Consider the following 23,458-nt stretch of genomic DNA (forward strand, 5'->3'; position numbering starts at 1 on the left):
GAACGGTGGGCCACCCACTGCAAGAGTGACGTCGTCGCCGTTCTCCGACGACGTCAGCGAGATCCTCCCGCCGCTGCCGGGAGAGTGAGCGAAGGAGTACCTCGAAGGTGGACGCCTTGATCCGGATCAAGCCGACGCGACGTACGGTCGCCGTCGGGACCCGGACCATCCGGGCCGAACAGATCCATCTGGGCGGTGCCCTCCGGGGCGCCGCGCTGGTCCTGTGCGATGCGGGTGATCTCGGCCCGGACAGTGAGGCCGTCGCCAACGACCTGCTCATGCAGGGGTACGAACCGCTGGTCGCCGAGATCGACGGGGACACGGCGGAGCGGGAGCACCGTGCCGACGTCGACGCGTTGCTCGGCGTGCTCGCCGAGCGCGGCTGGGAACACCAGCAGGTCGGGGTCCTGGGCTACGGCGCCGGCGCGCGAGTGGCCCTCACCGCGGCCTTCGGTTTCGATCTCGGCGCCGTCGTCAGCATCTCGTCGTCGGCGGCCGATGTCGCCGCTCACGCGCTCCACCTGCTTGACCGGCCCGCGGTCATGCGCGTGCCCTGGCTGGGGCTGTTCACCGCCACCACGACACAGGCCGCCGACACGCTGGCCGATCTGCGGCGCAGGCTGCGCGCGGACGCTCCGGTGTACACGCGGGTGGTCGGCTACGCGGGCGGGTCGGCGTGGCCGCACCTCGACGATCGCGACGCGATCGACCACGCGGCCTCCTTCGACTCCTGGCAGAGGGCGATGGAGTGGCTGAACCTCCGGGTCGTTCCGCGACCCACCGAGCTCGCTCTGGCATGGGCACGGCGGCAGGCGAACGAATGACCGTCGCCGAGTCCGAAGCACGATTGGAGAATCGAGTTTCCATGTACATCGACGATGACCGGACCAAACCGCGATTCAGGGTCCACCGGTCGGTGATGGTGGACACGGAGGTCTTCAGGCTCGAGAAAGAGAAGATCTTCAACCACACCTGGTTGTACGTCGGTCACGAGTCCGAGCTGTCCAAGCCGAACGACTTCAAGACCCGTTCGGTCGGTGGACGGCCGCTGATCTTCGCCAAGAACAACAAGGGTGAGATCAAGGTCTGGATCAACTCGTGCCCGCACCGCGGTGCCCTTCTCTGCCGGGAGCCGAAGGGTAACGCCCGATTCATGACGTGCTTCTACCACGGCTGGGCGTTCTCGATCTCCGGTGAGATGGTGTCGCTGCCCGGCGACCAGTCCTACGGCCCCGACTTCGAACGCCCGTCGCTCACCGCGGCCCCGAGGATCGACTCCTACCGCGGGTTCGTCTTCGTCTCCTTCGACCCCGACATCGTCGACCTGAAGACCTACCTGGCCGGTGCCGCCGAATACCTGGACCTGATCTGTGACCAGTCCGAGGTCGGCATGCAGGTGATCGAGGGCACCCACGAGTATTCGGTCCGGGCCAACTGGAAGCTGCTCGTCGAGAACAGCTACGACGGCTACCACGCGGTCACCGCCCATCAGCGCTACTTCGAGATGGTCAAGGCCGCCCGGGGCAGCCTCGACGGCTCGGCACTGGGCAAGTCCTCGGCGATCGACCTGGGCAACGGCCACGCCGTCATCGCCGGTGCCGTCTCCGCCCTCGACACGTTCGGCCGGCCGCTGTCGGAGGAGGGCCGGCGGGAGAAGGCCGAGCGGCTCGGGCGGCTGCGCCAGATCCACGGCGACGCCTGGGTCGACCGGATGGAGGGCGCCCGCAACTTGGTGATCTTCCCGAACCTGGTGGTCATCGACCTGACCATGGGTGTCGTGATCCGCAAGATCGACCCGCTGGCGCCGGACCACATGGAGGTCACCGGCTGGGAGCTGGTCCCGCCGGAGGAGGGCGACGACCTCAGGCGTCAGCGGCTCGACAACTATCTGACGTTCTGGGGGCCGGGCGGCCTCGCCACCCCGGACGACGTCGAAGCCCTGGAAGCCTGCCAGCGAGGTTTCGCCGCCTTCCAGGAACTGTCCTGGTCGGACATCTCCCGCGGCATGGCCAAGCCCGACCCGTCCGGCTCCGACGAGCTGCAGATGCGCACCTGGTGGCGGCAGTGGAACCGGCTCGTCACCGGTGAGCGACTCCCTCCGGAGGAGCACGCCCCGCTGGCGCCGCACTACTCGGGCCGATCCATCCTGCGCGCGGATCTGGAGGCCAGCCCCACCTCCTGACCTCGATCCCGAGGACATCCGCCCGACCTCCGAACTACCCCCCGCGTCATCGAAGGATGTGAAACGCCGATGTTCGATCTTTCACCCACCGCCGCCCAGCAGAGCGCGGTGGAGGAACTACGCAGCTTCCGCCCCCAGATCAGAGAGATGGCCCGAGAGGTCAACCGTACCGGGAGGCTCCCCGCCGATCTGAGGACCGACCTGAGCCGTGCCGCCGGGGCGACGCCGGAGGCCATCACCGACGGCAGCTCCGTGCTGCTGGACCCGGTCGGCCTCGTTCTCGTCGCCGAGGAACTCGCCATCGCCGACGCCGGGACCGCACTGGAGATCATCGGTGCCGCCCAGGCGCAGCTGCTCGCCGCGGCCCTCGGCGACAGCGCCGCCGTCGAGCGCATCGGCGCCCTGCGGGCCTTCGGCGACGTCGCCCTCGGTCTGTACGAGGGCTACGGCCGGGCCCCGTCCGAGTACCGGCTGCGCGCGGAACGGCAGGGCGACCAGTGGTCGCTGAGCGGCCGTAAGGACCCGGTGTCGCACGGCGCCGACGCCTCCGCCGTCCTGCTCGCGGGCCGCACCGACGACGACGCCTCCGCCGCCTTCCTGGTAGAGGCAGCCGGTGTGCAGGTCGAACGCGACGACCGGAAGGAGGGCAAGCTCGCCCTCGGCCTGGTCGCCTCCGCCGCCGTGCGCGTCGACGGCGTACCGGTGCCCGCCACCGCTCGGATCGGTGCGAGCGCCGAGGAGTTCACCGTGCTGCGCGCGTTCAACACACAGCGCCTGCTCGTTCCCGCCGTCTCCGTCGGACTGGGCCAGGCCGCCGTCGACACCACCGCCGAGTGGGTGTCCGGGCGCAAGGTGCGCGGTGCCGCCCTCGGCCGCAACCAGGGCGTCATGTTCCCGCTGGTCGACGCGGGCATCGCGCTCAGCCGGGCCCGGCTGCAGATCTGGGACCTCGCCTCCCGGCTCGCCGAGTTCGACACCGGCGCCGTACTGGAACGCCGCGTCGGCCGTGCCGTCGCCGCCGCCTGCGCCGCCGGCACCCAGGCCGCCCGAATCGCCTGCAACACGATGGGCTGGCGCGGCCTGAGCCAGCAGTTTCTCGCCGAGGCCCGCTACCGGGACGCCGGCGTGCTCTCGGCCGTCGATTTCGACGTGCTCCACCACAACGTCCCCGTCATCGAAGCGGCCTGAGATTCCTCTTCTCGACCGGCGAAGCGACCACCGATCCCTGCGGAGCAAAGGAACTCAGCGATGGCGATCTCCCTCAAACCCTCTCAGAAGACCGTCGAACTCGTCGAGCTGACCCGCCGCTGGTCGCTCGACGTCGTCCGCCCCTACGCGCGCGAAGCCGACACCAACGAGATCTACCCCGACGTGCCCGAGGTCATCGAGGCCTGTCCGCTCGACGTGGCCCCCGTCGGGTTCGCCACCCTGCGAGACGACGAGTACGTCGACCGGGCACACACCCTGAAGACCGACATCGAGTTCGGCCCCAACGTGCTGTCGGTCTTCATGACCGAACCGCTGTCGCAGGGCGACTCGTGGGCCTGGCAGATGCTGCACGGCGGCACCGTCTCCGAGGACTTCATCAACCTCATCGGCACGCCCGAGCAGGTCGAGAAGTGGTGCACCGGCGAGCACGTGCTCACCGCCATCGCCATGACCGAGGACCAGAGCGGCACCGACCTGGCCGGCATCCAGACCACCGCCGTGCGCGACGGCGACGAGTGGGTGCTCAACGGCAAGAAGGTCTTCATCTCCAACCTGCTCGAATGCGAGTGGATCGTGCTGCTCGCCACGATCAGCCCGGAGGCCGGCAGTGCCGGGGTCCGCGCGTTCATCCTCGACAGGGACGACATAGCGAAGTTTGACGTCACCACCGACAAGGAAGACAAGATCGGATTCCGGTTCATCCGGAACGCGACGTTCGAACTGCACGACATCCGCATCCCGTTCGACCGTTGCGTCGGCGGTCCTGAGGCCCCCGGCGTCGCCGCCGCCCTCGGTGTCTTCTCGAAGAACCGGGCTACCTGCGCCGTCTGGGGCACCAGCATCGCCCGAGGCTGCCTCGGCTTCACCGAGCAGTGGATCGACGAGCGCGCCGAGGAGTACTCCCCGGCGCGGCTCACGCGCATCCGCGCCGACTTCGCCGAGATGCACGACACCCTCGACGACGTCGTGCGCCTGGCGCTGAAGTCCGCCTGGCTCAAGGACAGGGGCGAGAACGCCGCCGCGACGGCCTGTGAGGCCAAGGCCGTCACGCCGAAGCTCGCCGAGTCGATCGTCCTGCGTTGCCTTCAGCTCGTCGGCGCGGAAGGCGCCTCCGAGCGGCACCTGCTGGAGAAGTGGTACCGCGACATCAAGATGACCGACGCCATGCTCGGCCCCAGCCAGGTCCAGCGCCGCAGCGTGTCACAGATGCTGCTACGGGGGGGAGCGGGCCGATGAGCGCGTCGTTCGATCTGGCCCTGCCCGACGAGGTCATCGCCATGCGGCAGGCCGCGCGCAGCCTCGCGCTCGGCCGGCTCGACGCGGTCGCCCGCGAGGTCGACGCGACCGGGCAGGTGCCCGTCGATGTGGCCGGGCACCTGCGCGACATGGGCTTCACCTGTGTCGTCGACAGCGAGTTCGGTGGCGGCGGTGTCCCCGACACCCACACCCAGCTGATCGGCGTCGAGGCACTGGCTCACGGCGATCCGTCGATCGTCGGCGCGGAGGTGTTCACCGGCGGCGGAGCGCTGCTGCTCAGCCTGCTCGGCACCGCCGGGCAACGGCGGCGCTTCCTGCCAGGGGCCGCCGCCGGCTCGGCCGCCGCGCCGGCGGTGGCGCTCTACGAACGCTTCGAGCCCTCTCCGCGCGCCTACGACACAGAGATCACCCGGACCGCCGACGGTCGATACCTGGTACGCGGCGAGAAGGTCGCCGTCGCCCTGGGCGGCGGGGCCGATCATGTGATCGTGGTGGGTCGTGACCCCGAACAGGACGTGTTGCGGGCCGCCGTCGTCGCACTCGCCGACATCGAGGTGGCGAGCGCGCCGGCCCAGGGCCATCTGGCGATGTCCAGTGCCGGGCTGACCGGAATCCGATTCGACGTCACCGTCGACGCCGACGCGCTGCTGCACGACGAGGCCGACGGCGTCACCCTCGCCCAGGCGGTCGCGCGGACCCGGCTGCTACCGGCCGCCGTCGCGCTGGGCGGGGCGACCCGGGCTCGCGAGTACGCCACCCGTTACGCCACCGAACGCGTCGCGTTCGGCCGGCCGATCATCTCCTTCCAGGGGGTGTCGTTCACCCTCGCCGACAACCACATGCAGCTCGACGCGGCCCGGCTGGGTCTGTGGAGCATCGCGACGGCACTCGACGGGCTCGACGACGACCGGCTCGCCGACGAGGTCGGCCGCATCGTCGCCGAATGCCACGCGGCGGCGACGACGGCGACCCGCGACGCGATCCAGATGCTCGGCGGGCACGGATTCCTCACCGACCACCCGGTCGAGCTCTGGTACCGCTGTACCGGCCTGCTGTCGACGATCGACTGTGATCCACGTTTCACCCGGTTCGCACCGGCCGTCTGAGGGAGCCACACATGGTGAATCTGGAGCTCAGCCCGGAGCTGCGGCGCTACGAGCGAGAACTGCGCGAGTGGTCGGTGGAGATGGTGCGCCCGCACGCCCGCAAGGCCGACACCGACCACGAGCCGCCCGCGAACTGGAAGGAGATCATCGACTCCTGCCCGGTGCCACTGTCGAAGAACACCGCTCCGGCCGGTGCCACCGATCACCCAGAGGATCTGCCCACCTTCCCCGACGGGGAACTGATGCGTGGCCTCGTGCAGTACGAAATGCTGAACTACGGCGACATCTGGGCCATGCACTGCATGGGCGGTGGCATCGCCCACATCGTGGTGCGGATGCTCGGCACCGAGGAACAGTCGAAGCGCTGGTACGAACCGATCATCAGCGGTGGCGGCACGACCGGTTTCGCGCTCACCGAGCCGCAGTTCGGCTCGGACACCAGCATGATCCAGACACGGGCCGTTCGTGACGGTGACACCTGGGTGCTCAAGGGCCAGAAGATCTTCTGCAGTCACGGTGCCTCCGCCGACTTCGTCGTCGTGTTCGCCACGACGGACCCGTCGCGCGGCGCCGCCGCGTCGGAGGCGTTCGTCGTCGAACCAGGCACCTCCGGCTTCGAGATCATCCGGGCCAACGAGGACAAGCTCGGCCTGCGCTCCTGGGAGACCTCGCAACTCGGCTTCGCCGACTGCCGGATCCCGTTGGAGAACCGGCTCGGCTACGTCCCCGGTGCCGACGACACCGCGGGCGGTGGCCGGCTGGGCGCGCTCAGCGTGCTCAACAACAACCGCCCCAACGTCGGCAGCATGGCCATCGGCATCGCCCAGGCCGCCCTGGACGTCACCGTCGAGGTGCTGGGAGAACAGCGGCACGGCTACAGGCCGCACCGCTGGTCGGCGATCCAGGACGATCTCGACGCCATGTCGGCGGCGCTGGAACGGGGCCGCCGGATGTGCCGCCGCGCCCAGTGGATGCGCCGGCAGGGCCTGCCGAACAGGCTGGAGGCCTCCGCGGCGAAGGCGTTCTCGCCGGGCACCGCGGAACGCGTCGTCCGCCGCTGCATGCAGATCCTCGGTCCGGACGGAGCCAGTACGGACCTGCTGCTGGAGAAGTGGTACCGGGACTTGAAGATCCTGGACATCTTCGAGGGCACCGGGCAGATCCAGCGCATGGTTGTCGGCAAGGAACTGGCGAAGCAGGCCGGGTAGGGGTGAACCGGGTTGCCGACCATGACTTTCAACGAAGGCGAGCGCGGTGAGTCGGCGGGCGGCGGGGAGCCCGCTCGACTTGACGATGTGCTGGAGCGGATCCTGACCGGACGCCACAGCTGCCGGGGTTTCCGCTCCGAGCAGGTGCCGCCGGAGCTGATCGAGCGGATGTTCGCTCTTGCCCAGCGCACCGCCTCCTGGTGTAACTCCCAGCCATGGCAGGTGATCCTCACCAGCGGTGAGGCGACCGAGCGGTTCCGTACCGTGCTGTACGAGGCGGCCTCGACTCGTGACGGCGGTTCGGACATTCCACAACCGCAGGAGTACCGAGGCGTTTACCGGATACGACGGCGGGAGGCGGGCTACGGGCTCTACGAGAGCCTGGGGATCGACCGGAAGGACTTCGAGGCGCGAAGGCGCCAGGGCCTGGAGAACTTCCGTTTCTTCGGCGCGCCCCATGTCGCAGTGATCACATCGGAGCGGTCACTCGGTCCCTACGGCTACGTCGACTGCGGCGCGTACGTATCCATGCTCCTGCTGGCCGCCGAGAGCCTGGGGATCGCGGCGGTCGCGCAGGGCGCGATCGCGATGCACTCCGATACCGTGCGCGCGCACTTCCGGATTCCCGACGACCGAATGATCGTCTGCGGTGTCTCCTTCGGCTACGCCGACGAGGAGCACCCGGCGAACCTTTTCCGCACCGGCCGAGAGGAACTGACGAACGTGGTCGACCGGCGCGACCGGTGACCGTGGAGGGGCCGGTCTTTCATCGCTTTTCTTTGTCTTTGCGGCCTGCTGCTGATAACGGATCGGTAAGACCGTACTGTCATGGGCCGCATACAGTGTGTGATTTTGCCAGGGTGGGAGGGCGAACCGCGAGACGGGAGGCGAGATGCACGGTGAGCATGATCGGACTCACGGTCACGGCCTCACGGCGAGACCGCGAGGGCGCATGCCGTACGGCGATCCGCCGCCCCGGCAGCCGTCGCCGTCCACCGGGCAGCCGCCCTCCGAGCCGTCGCACGCCCCAGAGGCGCCGCGTGCCATCGGAGTCCCGGATCCCCCGGAGCCACCGGATCCCCCTGAGCCACCGGAGCCGGCCCAACCTCCGCGCCCCGTACGGCCTCCGGCGTCCCGGGCGCCCGTGGGGCCGCCTTCTCCTCCCTGGCTACCGGAGTGGCCAGAATGGGAAGGTGGGAAGGTGCGGCGCGGGCCCGCGCGGCACCGCAGGGACGAGCAGGACGAGGAGGGCGGCGACGCCGTCCCCCGTTCACCGGTCCGCGACTCCCGGACATACCTCGACAGCAGGCCGTTCTCCATGCCCCCGCCTCCCAGCCCGTGGCGACGGCCGTGGTCGCGTCTCTCGCGCGACCAACTCCTGAGGCCCGCGCTGATCGCGGGGTTCCTCGCCGCGGCCGGGGTCGGTGTCTGGTCGTCGGGCTGGTCCCCGTGGGACGGGGTCCCCACCGCCGGTACGTCGCCCGCGACTTCCGGGGAGGGCGTTCTCCTGGGGCACGACATGGTGATCACCGCCTCGCGAGCCCCCGGGGTGGACGCGAAGGTCCCGCCTGGGACGGGGAGGACTCCCGAAGGCGGGAAGGAAACGGACGCGAAGGCCCGGAAAGGAAGGGCTCACGAGGGAGGGAAGGGGCCGGGCCATGAGGGGGTCGGTAGGGCCGGCGGGGACAGGAAGGCCCCGGGCCGTGCCCCGGTGGGGACGCTTCCGGCGGAACGCGCCCTCTCCTCTGACAGAGACACCAAAAACGAGTGGATTGAGCGGGTGGAGCGGGCAGGAGCCGCCAAGAAGCCGGCCGAGCGGCACGCACGGCACCGCGAGGGCGATTCCGCACGGGCCGCCGCCGGGGCGGAGACGGGGCGGGCGAAAGAAGGCGCGGGGCAGGAGAGCGGGCGCAGGACCGCGTCGAAGGCCGGTGCGGGGCGGGGGAAGGCGAGCGGCGGGCGAGGGGACGGAAGCGCCGGGCGCGGAGCGGGGAACGCGAGGGACGCCGGGGGGACGACGGGACGGTCGCGCTCCGGGGCGCGGGAGGGCGGGACACAGCCCCGGGCGGGCAGGACGGGGGCGCCGGCCACCGGGTCGCCGCCGCCCTCGGCCTCCAGAAGCAGGCCGTCGTCCGGAGGCGGCATCAGCGCCGGCTACGCCTGCCGTCATCTGTCCTCCACGGACTGGCGCCACGCCTACTGCATACAGGTGTGGAACGACTACAAAAACAGAAACGGCCTGCGTTGACCCGCTTTCCGCCTGTGACTTCGGCTGACGCGGAGTGATGATTAACCGCCGAACCGGATCGGACAAGGACGCTGACCCGCGACGATGCGGCGCGTAAGGAAAACGGGCCCGGACATGTTTTCATCCTGAGGGCCGGATGATCGCCGCGTCGGCTCGCAGCCCCGTTCCCATCGAAGGATCCGCCGCGTGGGAGGGGAGCGGTTCGGGTGTTTTCGTGTTGGTGGGCCTGACCTGGGAAGCCTTGACAGGGGGTTTACAGGCAATTTCCGGCGTGTTAAAAATCTGTAACTCGTGCAGCGGGTCGCGAAAAGCCAGATTGTTGGTTGTCGCGACATCGTTGGTTTTCACGGTTTCGTTCTCTGAGACGGCACCCTCCGAGAACGCGCGCACCATCGCACGAACCCGGTATCACCGCACCACCGCACGAACCCTGGTATCACCGGCAGCACGTGACAACGCTGCCGGCGGCATAAGCGCGGCGGCGCGCGCCTTGCCTGACTGTCCCCCAAGTCAGGAAAGGACCCTCCATGTCCCCACGCCCTCGGCCGTGGGCCAGGCTGCTGACCGCAGTCCTGCTCATCACCACCGGCGTCGTGGCCACCGGATCGACGGCCCAGGCGGTCACCGGATCGGCCACCGGCGCGGCGGCCCGCGCGATGATCGACATCCCGGCCTCCGACTATCAGCAGGTCGCCCTGGCCAGGGGCTCCGGCTCGCTCGGTGAGGCGATGTCGCTGACGGTGCTGCCCGACAGGTCGGTCCTGCACACGGCGCGTGACGGCACGATCCGCCGTACGACCGCGGCCGGGAGCACCGCGACGGCCGGCAAGCTCAACGTCTACACGCATGACGAGGAGGGGCTGCAGGGCATCGCGGCCGACCCCGCCTTCGCCACCAACCGTTACGTGTACGTGTACTACTCGCCAAGGCTGAGCACCCCGAACGGTGACGCGCCCACCACCGGCAGCGCGGCGACCTTCGACCAGTGGAAGGGGCACCTGAATCTCTCCCGGTTCACCCTCAAAACTGACAACACCCTGGACATGGCGAGCGAGAAGGTCGTCCTGCAGGTGGCGAACGACCGTGGCCAGTGCTGCCACGTGGGCGGTGACATCGACTTCGACGCGGCGGGCAACCTGTACCTGACCACGGGCGACGACACCAACCCGTTCGAGTCGAACTCCTACACCCCCATCGACGAGCGCACCGACCGCAACCCGCAGTTCGACGCCCAGCGCTCCTCGGGCAACACCAACGACCTGCGCGGCAAGGTGCTCCGCATCAAGCCGCAGGCCGACGGGACCTACACCATCCCCAGCGGCAACCTCTTCGCCCCGGGCACGGCCAAGACCCGCCCTGAGATCTACGCGATGGGCCTGCGCAACCCGTTCCGCATGTCGGTCGACAAGGCCACCGGCATCGTCTACCTGGGCGACTACGGGCCGGACGCCGGCAGCAGCAACTCCAGCCGCGGCCCGTCCGGCCAGGTGGAGTTCAACCGCATCACGGCCCCGGGCAACTACGGCTGGCCGTACTGCACCGGCACCAACACCACCGCCGAGACCTACAACGAGTACACCTTCCCGTCCGGACCCTCCCAGGCGAAGTACAACTGCACCGGAGGCCCGACGAACAACTCGTTCCGCAACACCGGTCTGACCACCCTGCCCGCGGCCAAGCCCAGCTGGATCCGCTACGGCGGCGACGCCGGATCGCCGCCGGAGTTCGGCAGCGGCTCCGAGTCGCCGATGGGCGGCCCGGTCTACCGCTACGACGCGAACCTGAACTCGGCGATCAAGTTCCCCGCCTCGCTCAACGGCCGCTACTTCGCCGGTGAGTACGGCCGTCGCTGGATCAAGGCCATCGAGGTCACCTCCTCGGGGGCGCCCGGCGAGATCTCCGCCTTCCCGTGGACCGGCACCCAGGTCATGGACATGACCTTCGGCCCCGACGGCGCCCTGTACGTTCTCGACTACGGCACAGGCTCGGGCAACCAGGCCCTCTACCGCATCGAGTACATCGGGGGCGGCAACCGCAACCCGATCGCGAGGGCCGCCGCGAACAAGACCTCCGGGGCCGCGCCGCTCGCCGTCACCTTCTCCTCGGCCGGCAGCTCCGACCCCGAGGGCGGCGCGCTCACCTACTCGTGGAACTTCGGCAACGGGGTCACCTCCACCGCGGCCAACCCCACCTACACCTACACGACAAACGGCACCTACACCGCCACGCTGACCGTGCGGGACTCCGGCGGGCTGACCGGCACCGCCAACGTCACCATCACGGTCGGCAACACCGCGCCCACGGTGAACTTCGCCCAGCCCGTCAACGGGCAGCTGTTCTCCTTCGGTGACACGGTGCCCTTCCAGGTCAACGTGAGCGACCCCGAGGACGGGACCATCGACTGCAGCAAGGTCACGGTCACCTACCTCCTCGGCCACGACAGCCACGCCCACCAGATCACCAGCAGGAACGGCTGTTCGGGAAGCATCGCGGTCCCCACGGACGGTGAGCACGACAGCGCCGCGAACATCTACGGCGTCTTCGTCGCCAGCTACACCGACAAGGCCGGCCTGACCACCGAGAGCACGCGCACCCTGCAGCCTCGCCATCGCCAGGCCGAGCACTTCGGCGCCCAGTCCGGCGTCCAGCTCGCCGACCACGCCACGGCCGAGGGCGGCAAGACCGCGGGGTTCATCGACAACGGCGACTGGATCTCCTTCACGCCGTACGCGCTCGGCAACGCGACCTCCATCACCGCCCGCGTCTCCTCCGGCGGTGCCGGCGGAACGCTTGAGGTGAGGGCGGGGTCGGCCACCGGTACGCTCCTGGGCACGGTCACCGTGCCGGTCACCGGCGGCTGGGACACCTTCAGGGACGTCTCGGCCAACCTGAGCAACGTTCCCTCGGGCACCAGCACGCTGTTCCTCGTCTTCAAGGGCGCGACGGGTCAGGGCAACCTCTTCGACCTGGACGCCTTCACCCTGAACACCGGCGGCGGCACCGGCACCACGGTCGAGGGGGAGGCCTACACCTCCAGCTCCGGCGTGCAGTCGGTCACCCACGCCGGAGCCAGCGGCGGCAGCACGATGGGCCACATCGAAAACGGTGACTGGGCCGGCTACAGCACGCTGACCGCGTCCGGGGCGAAGACCTTCACCGCGCGCATCTCCTCGGCGGGTGCGGGCGGCACCATCCAGATCCGCGCCGGCTCGCAGACCGGGACGATCCTCGGCTCGGTGGCGGTACCGGTCACCGGCGGCTGGGAGACCTACCGGAACGTCACCACCACTCTCACCGGGACGGGCTCAGGGGCGATCTTCCTCACCTTCACCGGTGGCTCCGGCTCACTGTTCGACATCGACACCATCACGATCACCAAATGACGAATCCCCGGCGCGGCACTTCGCCGCGCCGGGGATTCTCACGTACCCGAAAGGACAGCGATGCGTAGTCTCATCGCACGCGGGCTCGCGGTAGCCGCTGCGGCCCTCACGGCGGCAGCGACCGTGCTCGTCCCCGGCGCGGCCCAGGCCGCCGCCCCGTTCGACGTACTGGTCTTCTCCAAGACGGCCGGATTCCGCCACGACTCCATCCCGACCGGCATCCAGACCATCAGGGACCTGGGCACGGCGAACGGCTTCACCGTCACCGCGACCGAGGACGCGGGAGCCTTCACCACGGCCAACCTGGCCACGTACGAGGCCGTGATCTTCCTCAGCACCACCGGTGACGTCCTCAACAACACCCAGCAGAGCGCGTTCGAGAGCTACATCAACGGCGGTGGCGGCTACCTCGGCATCCACGCGGCGGCCGACACCGAGTACGGCTGGGCCTACTACGGCCAGCTCGTGGGCGCCTGGTTCAGCAGCCACCCCGCGATCCAGCAGGCCACCGTGAGGACCGAGGACAACACGCACCCGGCCACCTCCCACCTCGGCGCCACCTGGAGCCGCAGCGACGAGTGGTACAACTACGGCACCAACCCCCGCTCCAACGTGCGCGTCCTGCAGAACCTCGACGAGGGCAGCTACAGCGGCGGCAGCATGGGCGGCGACCACCCCATCACCTGGTGCCGCACGCAGGGCTCGGGCCGCTCGTTCTACACGGGCCTGGGGCACACCATCCAGTCCTACGCGGAATCGGCCTTCCGCAGCCTGCTCCTCGGCGGCATCAGGTACGTGGCCGGGCAGGTGACGGCCGACTGCAGCCCGAGGACCTCAGGCACCAGCATCACGGTCGAGGGGGAGGCCTACACCTCCAACTTCGGCGTGCAGCCGGCGAACCACGGCCCGGCGAGTGGCGGCAGGACGGTGGGTTACATCGACAACGGTGACTGGGTCGGGTACTCGTCGGTGAACGTCTCCGGGGCGAAGACCTTCAGCGCCCGCGTCTCCTCGGCCGGTGCCGGTGGCACCATCCGGGTGCGCGCGGGCTCGCAGACCGGGACGGTGCTCGGTACGGTGACCGTGCCGAACACCGGCAGCTGGGACACCTTCAGGACCATCTCCACCACCCTCACCGCGACGGGTTCGGGGCCGTTGTTCCTCACCTTCAGCGGTGGCTCCGGCTCGCTGTTCGACGTGGACACCATCACGATCACCAAGTAGTGCCCGCGGCCGGCGGTCGAGTGGTACGCGCGGTGCGGCCTACTTCAGCCAGTCGGTGTAGCGGGTAAGGGCGATGCGGGCTCCGTCCCCGGCGACGAGTACGTCGCCGGGGACGGCGGCGAACATGCCGGCGGCGTCGTCGGTGGTCACCGAGCGACCGTCGCCCTTGGCGGCGAGGGTGATCCGGCCCAGTTCGTCCAGCGGGTACACGTCGGGTCCGGCCACGTCGAGGGTGCCGTTCAGGGGTGCCCCGGCCGCGACGTCGGCGACGGTGGCGGCGACGTCGTCGGCGGCGACCGGCTGGAGGGGGGTGCGGGGCAGGCGGACGGTCTCCTCGTCGGCGGTCCAGGACAGGATGGCGTCGACGAACTCCATGAACTGGCCGGCGCGCACGATCGAGTAGGGGACGGGGCCGGCCTTGAGGAGATCCTCCTGGAGGGTCTTGGCGCGGTAGTAGTCGGTGGGGACCTGATCGACGCCGATGATGGACAGGATGACGAAGTGCCTGGCGCCCGAGCGCCGGGCCGCGGCCAGCAGGTTGTCCATCGAGGTCTGGAAGAACGCGGGGGACGCCTCGTCGAAGGTCGGGGAGTTGGTCAGGTTGACGACCACGTCGGCGCCGGCCAGCGCGGCGTCCACGCCCTGACCGGTGAGCACGTCGACTCCGTTGGACAGCGAGTGCGGCACCGCCTCGTGCCCTGCCTCGTTCAGGATCTTTACCACCTTTGATCCGATCAGCCCGGTTCCGCCGATGACTGCGAACTTCATGACACGTCCTGCCCTTCCTCGATGACCCATGCCCGCTAACTCGGACATCTTCTATCCGAGATATTACACGGATATTTTTTGTCCGGGTAGTAGGGGGTGGATTAGAGTTAAGAGGTGAAGATGTCCGGTGGGGTCGAGTGGGCCCTGCACTGCTGTGTCGTACTGACCTCGGTGGAAGAACCGGCCTCGGCCGCCCGGCTGGCACAGCTGCACGACGTCTCACCCAGCTACCTCGCCAAACAGCTCCAAGCCCTCTCGCGCGCCGGACTCGTCCACTCGGTCCAGGGCAAGGCCGGCGGCTACGTCCTCACTCGCTCCCCGGAGCTGATCACCGTGCTCGACGTCGTCGAGGCCGTCGACGGGCCAGGCCCGGCCTTCGTCTGCACCGAGATCCGCCAGCGGGGCCCGATGGCCGCCTCGCCGCAGTCGTGCACCGCCCCCTGCGCCATCAAGCGCGCCATGGCCGGCGCCGAGACCGCATGGCGGGAGGCTCTGCGGTCCGTCTCGGTGGCCGACCTGGCCCGCGACGTCAACTCCGACTACGGCCCCGGCGCGCTGGCCGGGATCAGCGCGTGGCTGAGCGCGGCCGAGGACGGCCCCTGACGACCGCCCTCGCTCGAGGGGGCTCCATGACGGTATGTGGGCAGGGGCTTTTCAAATAGTGGACTGTTGTTTGGCGTCCCATCCCAACCCTCGGTACCCTTGATCTCAAGGTCGAGAGGCGCTGCAACGGGCTCAGGTCCGCCACGCTCGGCCCTGATCTTCCGGCAAGGGCGCCTCCCACAACAGGGAGGTAGACCGATGAACGGATCTTCGAAGCACGTCGGTGAGCACGAGAGCGACTCCGTCTCGCACGCGGCCGGTGACGGCCCGCGTCCCGAAGGCGGCACACAGGGAGCCGAGGCCCGCGCGCGGGCACTGCGCGAGCTTCTGGGGCAAAGAATCCTGGTGCTCGACGGAGCCTGGGGCACGATGCTGCAGGGGGCCTCGCTCACCCCGGCCGACTACCGCAACGACCGCTTACTCGACCACCCGCGCGACGTGACCGGCGACCCTGACCTGCTGAACCTGACGCGCCCCGACGTCATCCTGGACATCCACCGCCAGTACCTCGCGGCCGGCGCGGACATCACCACCACCAACACCTTCACCGCCACGAGCATCGGCCAGGCCGACTACGGGCTGGAGTCGCTGGTGCGGGAGATGAACCTGCGCGGCGCCCAGCTGGCCCGCCAGGCCGCCGACGAGGCGGGCGGGCGCTTCGTGGCCGGTTCGATCGGCCCGCTGAACGTCACGCTGTCGCTCTCCCCGCGCGTCGAGGACCCCGCCTACCGGGCGGTCTCGTTCGACGAGGTCCGCGCCGCCTACGCCGAGCAGATCAGCGCGCTGGCCGAGGGCGGGGTCGACCTGCTCCTGATCGAGACGATCTTCGACACGCTCAACGTGAAGGCCGCGATCACCGCCGCGCGCGAGGTCGCCCCGCACCTGCCGCTGTGGATCTCGGTGACGATCGTCGACCTGAGCGGGCGCACGCTGTCGGGACAGACCGTCGAGGCGTTCTGGAGCTCGATCCGGCACGCCGAACCGCTCCTGGTCGGCGTGAACTGCTCGCTGGGCGCCGAGGAGATGCGCCCGCACGTCGCCGAGCTCGCGCGCCTCGCCGGCACCTACGTCGCCTGCCACCCCAACGCGGGCCTGCCCAACGCGTTCGGCGGCTACGACCAGACCCCGGACGAGACGGCGGCGCTGCTCGACGAGTTCGCCAGGTCGGGGATGGTCAACGTCGTCGGCGGGTGCTGCGGGACCTCGCCGGGGCACATCGAGCGGATCGCGGCCGCCGTGTCCGGCCTCCCGCCCCGCCAGGTACCGGCACCGACGGCCCGCACCCGCTTCAGCGGCCTGGAGCCCTTCGAGATCGGCCCGGACACCGGGTTCGTCATGATCGGCGAGCGCACCAACGTCACCGGCTCGGCGCGCTTCCGGCGCCTCATCGAGGCCGACGACCACCAGGGCGCCGTCGACGTCGCGCTGGAGCAGGTACGCGGCGGCGCCAACCTGCTCGACGTCAACATGGACGCCGACCTGCTCGACAGCGAGCAGGCGATGACCACCTTCCTGAACCTGATCGCGACCGAGCCCGAGGTGGCCCGCATCCCGGTCATGATCGACAGCTCGCGGTGGAGCGTGCTGGAGGCCGGTCTCAAGTGCGTGCAGGGCAAGGGCGTCGTCAACTCGATCAGCCTCAAGGAGGGCGAGGAGTCGTTCCTGCAGCAGGCGCGGATCATCCGCGACTACGGCGCCGGCGTGGTGGTCATGGCCTTCGACGAGCAGGGACAGGCCGACACCGTCGAGCGTAAGGTGTCGATCTGTGCCCGCGCCTACGACCTGCTGACCCAGAAGGCCGGGTTCGCCGCCGAGGACATCGTGTTCGACCCCAACGTGCTCGCCGTCGCCACCGGCATCAGCGAGCACAACGGGTACGCCAAGGCGTTCATCGAGGCCCTGCCGCTGATCAAGCAGCGCTGCCCCGGGGCGCTGACCAGCGGCGGCATCTCCAACCTCTCGTTCTCCTTCCGAGGCAACGACGTCGTGCGCGAGGCGATGCACTCGGCGTTCCTGCTGCACGCGGTGCGCGCCGGCCTCGACATGGGTATCGTGAACGCCGGACAGCTCGCGGTCTACCAGGACATCCCCGCCGACCTGCTCGAACTCGTCGAGGACGTGATCTTCGACCGGCGCGAGGACGCCACCGACCGGCTCGTCGCCTTCGCCGACACGGTGAGCGGGTCCGGCACCCGCCGCGTCGTGGACCTCGCCTGGCGCGAGACCCCGGTGGAGGAGCGCCTGTCGTACGCCCTCGTACACGGCATCGTCGACTTCATCGAGGCCGACACCGAGGAGGCCAGGCAGCAGCGGGCACGCCCCCTGGAGGTGATCGAGGGGCCGCTCATGGACGGAATGAAGATCGTGGGCGACCTGTTCGGGTCGGGGAAGATGTTCCTGCCGCAGGTGGTCAAGAGCGCGCGGGTGATGAAGCGCTCGGTCGCCTACCTTGAGCCCTACATGGAGGCGGAGAAGGAGCAGGCGCGGCTGGAAGGGCGCCTGGACACCAGCCGGGGCCAGGGAAAGGTGGTGCTCGCCACCGTCAAGGGCGACGTGCACGACATCGGCAAGAACATCGTCGGCGTCGTGCTCGGCTGCAACAACTACGAGGTCGTCGACCTCGGGGTGATGGTCCCCGCCTCGGTCATCCTGGACACCGCGGTCGCCGAGGGAGCCGACGTCGTCGGTCTCTCCGGGCTGATCACCCCGTCGCTGGACGAGATGGTCACCGTCGCCGAGGAGATGCGCCGCCGCGGGCTGAAGCTGCCCCTGCTGGTCGGCGGCGCCACGACCTCGCGCCAGCACACCGCGGTCCGCATCGCCCCCGCCTACGACAACCCCACGGTCCACGTGCTCGACGCCTCCCGCGTCGTCGGCGTCGTCTCCGACCTGCTGGACGCCGACCGCGCCGTGGCGCTGGAGGCGAGCAACCGCGCCGACCAGGAACGCCTGCGCGAGCAGTACGCGAACAAGCAGCGCACCCCGCTGCTGAGCGTCGAGCGGGCCCGCGCGAACCCCGAGAAGGTCTCCTTCGAGGACCTGCCCGTCCCCGACTTCACCGGGATCCGCGTCGTGGAGCCGGACCTGGCCGTGCTGCGGGAGATGATCGACTGGCAGTTCCTCTTCCTCGCCTGGGAGCTGAAGGGCAAGTATCCGGCGATCCTCGACCAGCCGGTGGCCCGCGAGCTCTTCGACGACGCCAACACCATGCTCGACCAGATCATCGCCGAGGGGAGCTTCCAGGCCAAGGGCGCCTACGGCTACTGGCCCGCCCACTCCGAGGGCGACGACATCGTGCTCGAACACGGCCTGCGCCTGCCGATGCTGCGCCAGCAGACGGCCAAGCCCGACGGGCGGCCCAACCGCTGCCTGGCCGACTACATCGCCCCGGCCGGAGACCACCTCGGCGGGTTCGCCGTGGCGATCCACGGCGCCGAGGAGCTCGCGGCCCGCTACGAGGCCCAGAACGACGACTACCGGTCGATCATGGTGAAGGCCCTCGCCGACCGCCTCGCCGAGGCGTTCGCCGAGCACATCCACCTGCAGGCGCGGCGGGGCTGGTTCGAGCCGGACGCCGACCCCCTCATCGAGGACCTGCACGCCGAACGCTTCCGCGGCATCCGCCCCGCGCTCGGCTACCCCGCGAGCCCGGACCACAGCGAGAAGCGGGAGCTGTTCGAGCTGCTGGACGCCGACCGCCTCGGCATGGGCCTGACCGAGTCCTTCGCGATGACCCCGGCCGCGAGCGTGAGCGGGCTCATCTTCGCTCACGAGTCGTCGCGGTACTTCACCGTGGGGCGGCTTGGCAAGGATCAGGTCGAGGACTACGCCGTGCGCCGCGGCCTGGACCTCGCCGAGGTCGAGCGCTGGCTGCGGCCCAACCTGGCCTACGAGCCGGAGTGATCCGAACCGTCGGCCGGTGCCGAGGGGCATTTACGGCCCCGGCCGACGGGAACACGGCTTATCCAGGTCACTGAGGAGTTGCCGGCGTTCCCGTGGAGGGAGGAATGACCAAGGAGAAAACGCCTGTCCCGGGTCTAGAATCTTCGCCGAGGAACGGAGGAGCGGATGGAGCCCGGCAGCAAGCGCTGGATTGAGGTCGCACCCTCCGAGCACACCCATGAACGGGGCGGTCTCGCCGCGATCCGGGCGAGGCTCGATGACGACGACCCCTACCGGGCGTGGAGTAACTTCACCTTCACCACCCGCAGCGGCCGGCAGTACGAGGTCGATCTCCTCGTCATCGGCAGGGGCGGCATCTACCTGCTGGAGTTGAAGCACTGGTCCGGCCGGATCACCGGTGACCACCAGACCTGGTTTCACAACGGCCGGGCCGAGGACAACCCACGCATCCTCGCCGACACCAAGGCCAAGCACTTCAGGCAACTCCTCGTCGACGCCGGGGGACGCGACCTGCCGTTCGTGCACGCGGCTGTGGTCCTCCACCAGCCGGCGACCGAGGTCAGACTCACCGACCGGGGCAGGCAGGGCGTCTACCGGATCGACGGTCAGGGACCCGAGGGCCTGGACCAGCTGATCGAGGACGAACTGGCCGTCACACCGGAGAACCCCCGCAATGCCGTCGACCGCAGGCGTTCGGTCGAGCTGGCGAGGCTGATCAACAAGGCGGGTGTGCGTCCCAGCGTCCGGCACCGCAGGGTCGGAAACCTGGAGCTGACCGACACCCCCCTGTCCGAGGGCCCCGGCTGGCAGGACTACCTGGCCCGGCACCCCATGCTGGACAGCGTCCGGCGGGTCCGCTTCTACCTGGTCGACCGGGGCGTCTCCGACGAGGAGCGCGCCGCGACCCTCCGCGCGGCCAAGCGCGAGTTCGTCACCCTGGAGAACGTCAACCACCCGGGCATCGCCCGCGCGATCGAGTTCTACGAGCACGAACGCGGCCTGGCCGTCGTGTTCGACCACGACGCGACCGAGGTGCGTCTCGACCACTTCCTGATGCAGCAGGGGGACGACCTCTCCGCCGACTGGCGGATCAAACTCGTCCGCACGCTGGCCAACACGCTGCGCTACGCGCACTCACGGCGGCTGGTCCATCGCAGGCTCAGCCCGCTCTCCATCTTCGTGCGCACCCTCGCCCCCGGTCAGTACGGCGTGCGGATCCGCGACTGGCACACCGCGGGCCGCCTGGTCCCGGGCTCCCCAGGTCACGGCAGCTACGCGGTGGGCACCCGCACCCTCGAAGCCCTGACCGACCGGGCCGCCCACGGCTATCTCGCCCCCGAGATGCTCCACGACCCGGACGCCGATCCGGTACTGGCCGACGTCTTCGGCCTGGGCTCGGTCTCCTTCCTGATCTTCACGGGGACCGCCCCCGCAGACACGGCTGAGGAGCTCCAGCAGCGGCTCACCCGCGAGCGCGGCCTCGACGTCGGCATCGAACTGGACGGCGCCTCCCAGGCGATGATCGACCTGGTCAGGAACGCCACGGCGGGCGACACCGATCTGCGTACGGAGTCGGCGGAGAGATTCACCCAGGAGCTGGAGAACCTGATCCAGGACCTTCTCCTGCAGGAGGAGGTCGCCCAGCAGGTCGATCCACTGGAGGCGACGCCCGGCTCGGTGATCGGCACCAGGGAGCAGCCCGGCCGGTTCGAGGTCCTCCAACGGCTCGGCCAGGGGTCCACCGCCCTCGCCCTGCTGGTCCGGGACCCCGAGCACGGCCAGGTCGTGCTGAAGGTCGCGCTGGACGAGGACGGTGCCCGCCGCAGGCTGCTGGACGAGTCCGAGGTCCTGCATCTCGCCCGCGAACCGCGCATCGCCGGCGGCCTGGAGGGGCCACTGGTGGTGGGAGGTCGTACGGCACTGCTGCTGGAGGACGCCGGCCGGGAGAGCCTGGCGGCCCTGATCCGCCGCGAGGGGCGGCTCTCGCTCGACTTCCTCAGCCGCTGGGGCAGGGACCTGCTGGAGATCCTCGCCGCGCTCGACCTCGCCGGGGTCAACCACCGCGACATCAAGCCCGACAACCTCGCTTTCCGCGAGCGGGGCAAGAGCCGCGAGGTACACCTGTCGCTCTTCGACTTCTCCCTGTCGAGGGCGCCGCTGGAGCAGACCAGAGTCGGCACGCCGCCCTACCTCGACCCGTTCTTCGACCCGCTCCACCGGCCCCGCTACGACGCGGCGGCCGAGCGGTACGCGGTGGCGGTCACCCTGCATGAGATGGCCACCGGCCGGACTCCCGTCTACGGCACCGGCGGCAGTCATCCGGCGGTGATCGACGCCGACGTCACGATCGCCCCCGACGACTTCGAGCCCGGACCGGCCAGGGACGGGGTGATCGCCTTCTTCCGCAGCGCGCTGGCGCGCGACGTCAAGGCCCGGCACGACTCGATCGAGACGATGCGGCTCGCCTGGCAGTCGGCCTTCGCGGCCGTCCCACCGGCCGCGGCGACGCCGACCAGCGTCAACCCGGTGACCGGCGAGGAGCTCGACCAGGCGGTGGCCAGAGCGGTCCTCGACACGGCCGTTGCCTCGGCGGGGCTCACCCCGCGCGCGGTCGACGCGCTGCACCGAATCGACGTCAGAACCGTCCGCGACCTGCTGGCCCGTTCCCCGTTCGAACTCTCCAGGCTCTCCGGAGTGGCCGATCCCACCAAACGGGAGATCAGGCGCAGGGCCAAGCAGTGGCGCGGCCGGCTCCAGCCGGTCGCCGCCGCCTCCGAGCCGGAGATGCTGTACGACGGTTCCGATCGGAGTGTCGGCTCGGTGCTCGCCTCCCTCGTGCCGAAGGGCCTCGCCAAGGACTCGGCGGAGGCGCAGGTGCTCCGGCGCTACCTCGGGCTGGAGGACACCGACTCCGACTGGCCGGGCAACGCCGAGTTGGCGAGGGCGGCCGGGGTCACCTCGGGCCGGGTCGGTCAGATCGTCCCCAAGGCGCGCCGGGGCTGGCGGCAGCGGAGAAGCCTCACCCAGGTCCGCGAGGAGATCGTCGAGATCGTCGAGGACGCCGGAGGGGTGATCGCCGCGACCGGTATCGCCGAGGCGTTGCTCGCCTCCCGCAGTCCCGAGGCGGCGGGGGAGCGGTGGATGCGCCGGGCCCTGGGCCTGGTCCGCGCCGCCGTCGAGGTCGAGACCGAGCGCGGCGGGGAGGCCAGGCTCCTGCAGCGGCACTCCCACCACTCGGTGATCGTCGCGCTGGAGAAGCCCACCGACCCCGACGCCGTGCCGGGTACCGACCTGCTCGACTACGCCGTACGACTGGGCAAGACAGCCGATCAGCTGGCAGCGGAGAGCCCGTTGCCGACCGCCGCGCACACCGAGGAGAGACTGCGCGCGGTACGGCTTCCGCAGGGCGCGGCGGAGTTGCCCGCCGAACGCCTGGCCCTGCTCGCCGCCGCCGCCTCCCGTGCGGCCGCAGCCAACGGCCGGGGAGAGATCTACCCCGACGGGCTGGACCCGCGCCGCGCCCTGGAGCAGATGGCCTCCTCGCTCGGCGTGGTCCGCCACGGCATGAACCCCGAACAGCTCAGGACACGGGTGCGCGCCCGATACCCGAGGGTCGGCCCCTTCCCCGAGGATCCGCCGGGGGAGGAGCCGCGCGCGCTGAACGCGCTGCTCAAGGCGGCCGGGGTCCCGCTGGTCTTCGCGCGGGGACAGGGCACCTACGAGCCGCGGAAGGTGCTCGCGACTCTCCTGCCGTCCTCCCGGGGCCGGACGGTGACGAGCCTGAGCGAGAGCGAGGCAGGCCGGGGGGTCGCCGACTTCGAGCGCCGAATGAGGCTGTCGTCCCAGGAGCGGGGGTTCGTCACACTCGGTGTGAACTATCGCTACTACCTCGACGCCATCGCCGCGCTGGGCGCCCGTTTCGGTGTCGAGACGCTCGACGTCACCACTGAGCTGCTCGCCGCGATGCGGACGACCGCCGACGCGCTCGGTGTGGACTGGTCCCTGGTGCTCCGCTCCGACCGCCCCGGCGCGGCCCCGCAGGACGTCGCGAACCTGCGGCGGCTCGTCGCCCTCGCGGCGGCAGGGCTGGAGGAGCGGCTGACCACCCATCCGGAGCCGCTGCTGGTCGTCGAGGCGGCGCCGCTGGCCCGCTACGACCGGCTGGCCGTGCTGGAACGACTGGCGGACAAGGCGACCGCCCGGCCCGCGGCCCGGTGGCTGCTGCTGCCGGTCGAGCGGGGCGGCGCACCGCACCTCGAGGATCGGCCTGCCCCCGGCATCCTCAGCGCGTTGAAGATCCCCACGAGGTGGATCGAGACGTACCGCCGTTCCAGGGCGTCATAGTTGTTGGATTCCCTTCTGGAGGA

At 70.0% G+C, this 23,458-nt stretch carries 15 protein-coding genes; 13 read left to right on the plus strand and 2 right to left on the minus strand.

What is annotated here, in order from left to right:
* Positions 1 to 107 precede the first annotated feature (107 nt).
* The 8 genes from ACIBH4_RS21745 (at position 108) to ACIBH4_RS21780 (ending at position 9,210) form a co-directional block, all read left to right on the plus strand.
* Positions 108 to 824: a hypothetical protein gene (locus ACIBH4_RS21745; protein WP_362517067.1), complete on the plus strand. Its 717-nt coding sequence runs from the start codon at positions 108 to 110 to the stop codon at positions 822 to 824.
* Between the two features lie 41 nt (positions 825 to 865).
* Entirely contained in the window at positions 866 to 2,182 is a 1,317-nt protein-coding gene (locus ACIBH4_RS21750; RefSeq protein ID WP_362517064.1) for an aromatic ring-hydroxylating dioxygenase subunit alpha, read from the plus strand.
* 69 nt (positions 2,183 to 2,251) lie between these two features.
* On the plus strand, positions 2,252 to 3,370 hold the full coding sequence (locus tag ACIBH4_RS21755; protein WP_362767566.1) for an acyl-CoA dehydrogenase: 1,119 nt from the start codon (positions 2,252 to 2,254) through the stop codon (positions 3,368 to 3,370).
* Between the two features lie 60 nt (positions 3,371 to 3,430).
* On the plus strand, positions 3,431 to 4,627 hold the full coding sequence (locus tag ACIBH4_RS21760) for an acyl-CoA dehydrogenase (RefSeq protein WP_362517058.1): 1,197 nt from the start codon (positions 3,431 to 3,433) through the stop codon (positions 4,625 to 4,627).
* Complete coding sequence (locus ACIBH4_RS21765; protein WP_362767563.1) at positions 4,624 to 5,754, plus strand: acyl-CoA dehydrogenase family protein; 1,131 nt, start codon at positions 4,624 to 4,626, stop codon at positions 5,752 to 5,754. Before ACIBH4_RS21760 ends, ACIBH4_RS21765 begins: the two co-directional genes overlap by 4 nt.
* A gap of 11 nt (positions 5,755 to 5,765) precedes the next feature.
* Complete coding sequence (locus ACIBH4_RS21770; protein ID WP_362517052.1) at positions 5,766 to 6,962, plus strand: acyl-CoA dehydrogenase family protein; 1,197 nt, start codon at positions 5,766 to 5,768, stop codon at positions 6,960 to 6,962.
* Between the two features lie 21 nt (positions 6,963 to 6,983).
* Entirely contained in the window at positions 6,984 to 7,709 is a 726-nt protein-coding gene (locus ACIBH4_RS21775; RefSeq protein WP_362767560.1) for a nitroreductase, read from the plus strand.
* A 454-nt stretch (positions 7,710 to 8,163) separates the two neighbouring features.
* The gene (locus tag ACIBH4_RS21780; RefSeq protein ID WP_362767557.1) at positions 8,164 to 9,210 is read left to right on the plus strand and encodes a hypothetical protein; all 1,047 of its coding nucleotides are present in this window, start codon (positions 8,164 to 8,166) and stop codon (positions 9,208 to 9,210) included.
* Between the two features lie 120 nt (positions 9,211 to 9,330).
* On the opposite strand, the gene ACIBH4_RS21785 is transcribed toward ACIBH4_RS21780, so the two are convergent.
* A complete protein-coding gene (locus ACIBH4_RS21785; protein WP_362517043.1) occupies positions 9,331 to 9,603 on the minus strand; it encodes a hypothetical protein in 273 nt (90 codons plus the stop codon).
* Positions 9,604 to 9,737: 134 nt separating this feature from the next.
* On the opposite strand from ACIBH4_RS21785, the gene ACIBH4_RS21790 reads away from it, so the two are divergent.
* Positions 9,738 to 12,593 carry a carbohydrate-binding protein gene (locus ACIBH4_RS21790; RefSeq protein ID WP_362767554.1) on the plus strand — a complete coding sequence of 952 codons (2,856 nt, stop codon included), beginning with the start codon at positions 9,738 to 9,740 and terminating at the stop codon, positions 12,591 to 12,593.
* A gap of 60 nt (positions 12,594 to 12,653) precedes the next feature.
* Positions 12,654 to 13,817 (plus strand): ThuA domain-containing protein, encoded by a 1,164-nt coding sequence (locus ACIBH4_RS21795; protein ID WP_362517037.1) that lies wholly within the window; start codon positions 12,654 to 12,656, stop codon positions 13,815 to 13,817.
* 39 nt (positions 13,818 to 13,856) lie between these two features.
* Here the strand turns inward: ACIBH4_RS21795 and ACIBH4_RS21800 are convergent, their stop codons facing one another.
* Positions 13,857 to 14,585 (minus strand): NAD(P)H-binding protein, encoded by a 729-nt coding sequence (locus tag ACIBH4_RS21800; RefSeq protein ID WP_362517034.1) that lies wholly within the window; start codon positions 14,583 to 14,585, stop codon positions 13,857 to 13,859.
* 120 nt (positions 14,586 to 14,705) lie between these two features.
* Here ACIBH4_RS21800 and ACIBH4_RS21805 point away from each other — a divergent pair, with 120 nt between their 5' ends.
* From ACIBH4_RS21805 to pglW, 3 genes are all read left to right on the plus strand, one after another.
* On the plus strand, positions 14,706 to 15,188 hold the full coding sequence (locus ACIBH4_RS21805) for an Rrf2 family transcriptional regulator (protein WP_362767656.1): 483 nt from the start codon (positions 14,706 to 14,708) through the stop codon (positions 15,186 to 15,188).
* A 198-nt stretch (positions 15,189 to 15,386) separates the two neighbouring features.
* Positions 15,387 to 19,091 carry a methionine synthase gene (gene metH, locus ACIBH4_RS21810; protein WP_362767551.1) on the plus strand — a complete coding sequence of 1,235 codons (3,705 nt, stop codon included), beginning with the start codon at positions 15,387 to 15,389 and terminating at the stop codon, positions 19,089 to 19,091.
* A gap of 165 nt (positions 19,092 to 19,256) precedes the next feature.
* Complete coding sequence (gene pglW / locus ACIBH4_RS21815) at positions 19,257 to 23,435, plus strand: BREX system serine/threonine kinase PglW (protein ID WP_362767548.1); 4,179 nt, start codon at positions 19,257 to 19,259, stop codon at positions 23,433 to 23,435.
* Positions 23,436 to 23,458 lie beyond the last annotated feature (23 nt).

The organism is Streptosporangium sp. NPDC050284, assembly GCF_044459525.1.
In the GTDB taxonomy this organism is placed as follows: domain Bacteria; phylum Actinomycetota; class Actinomycetes; order Streptosporangiales; family Streptosporangiaceae; genus Streptosporangium.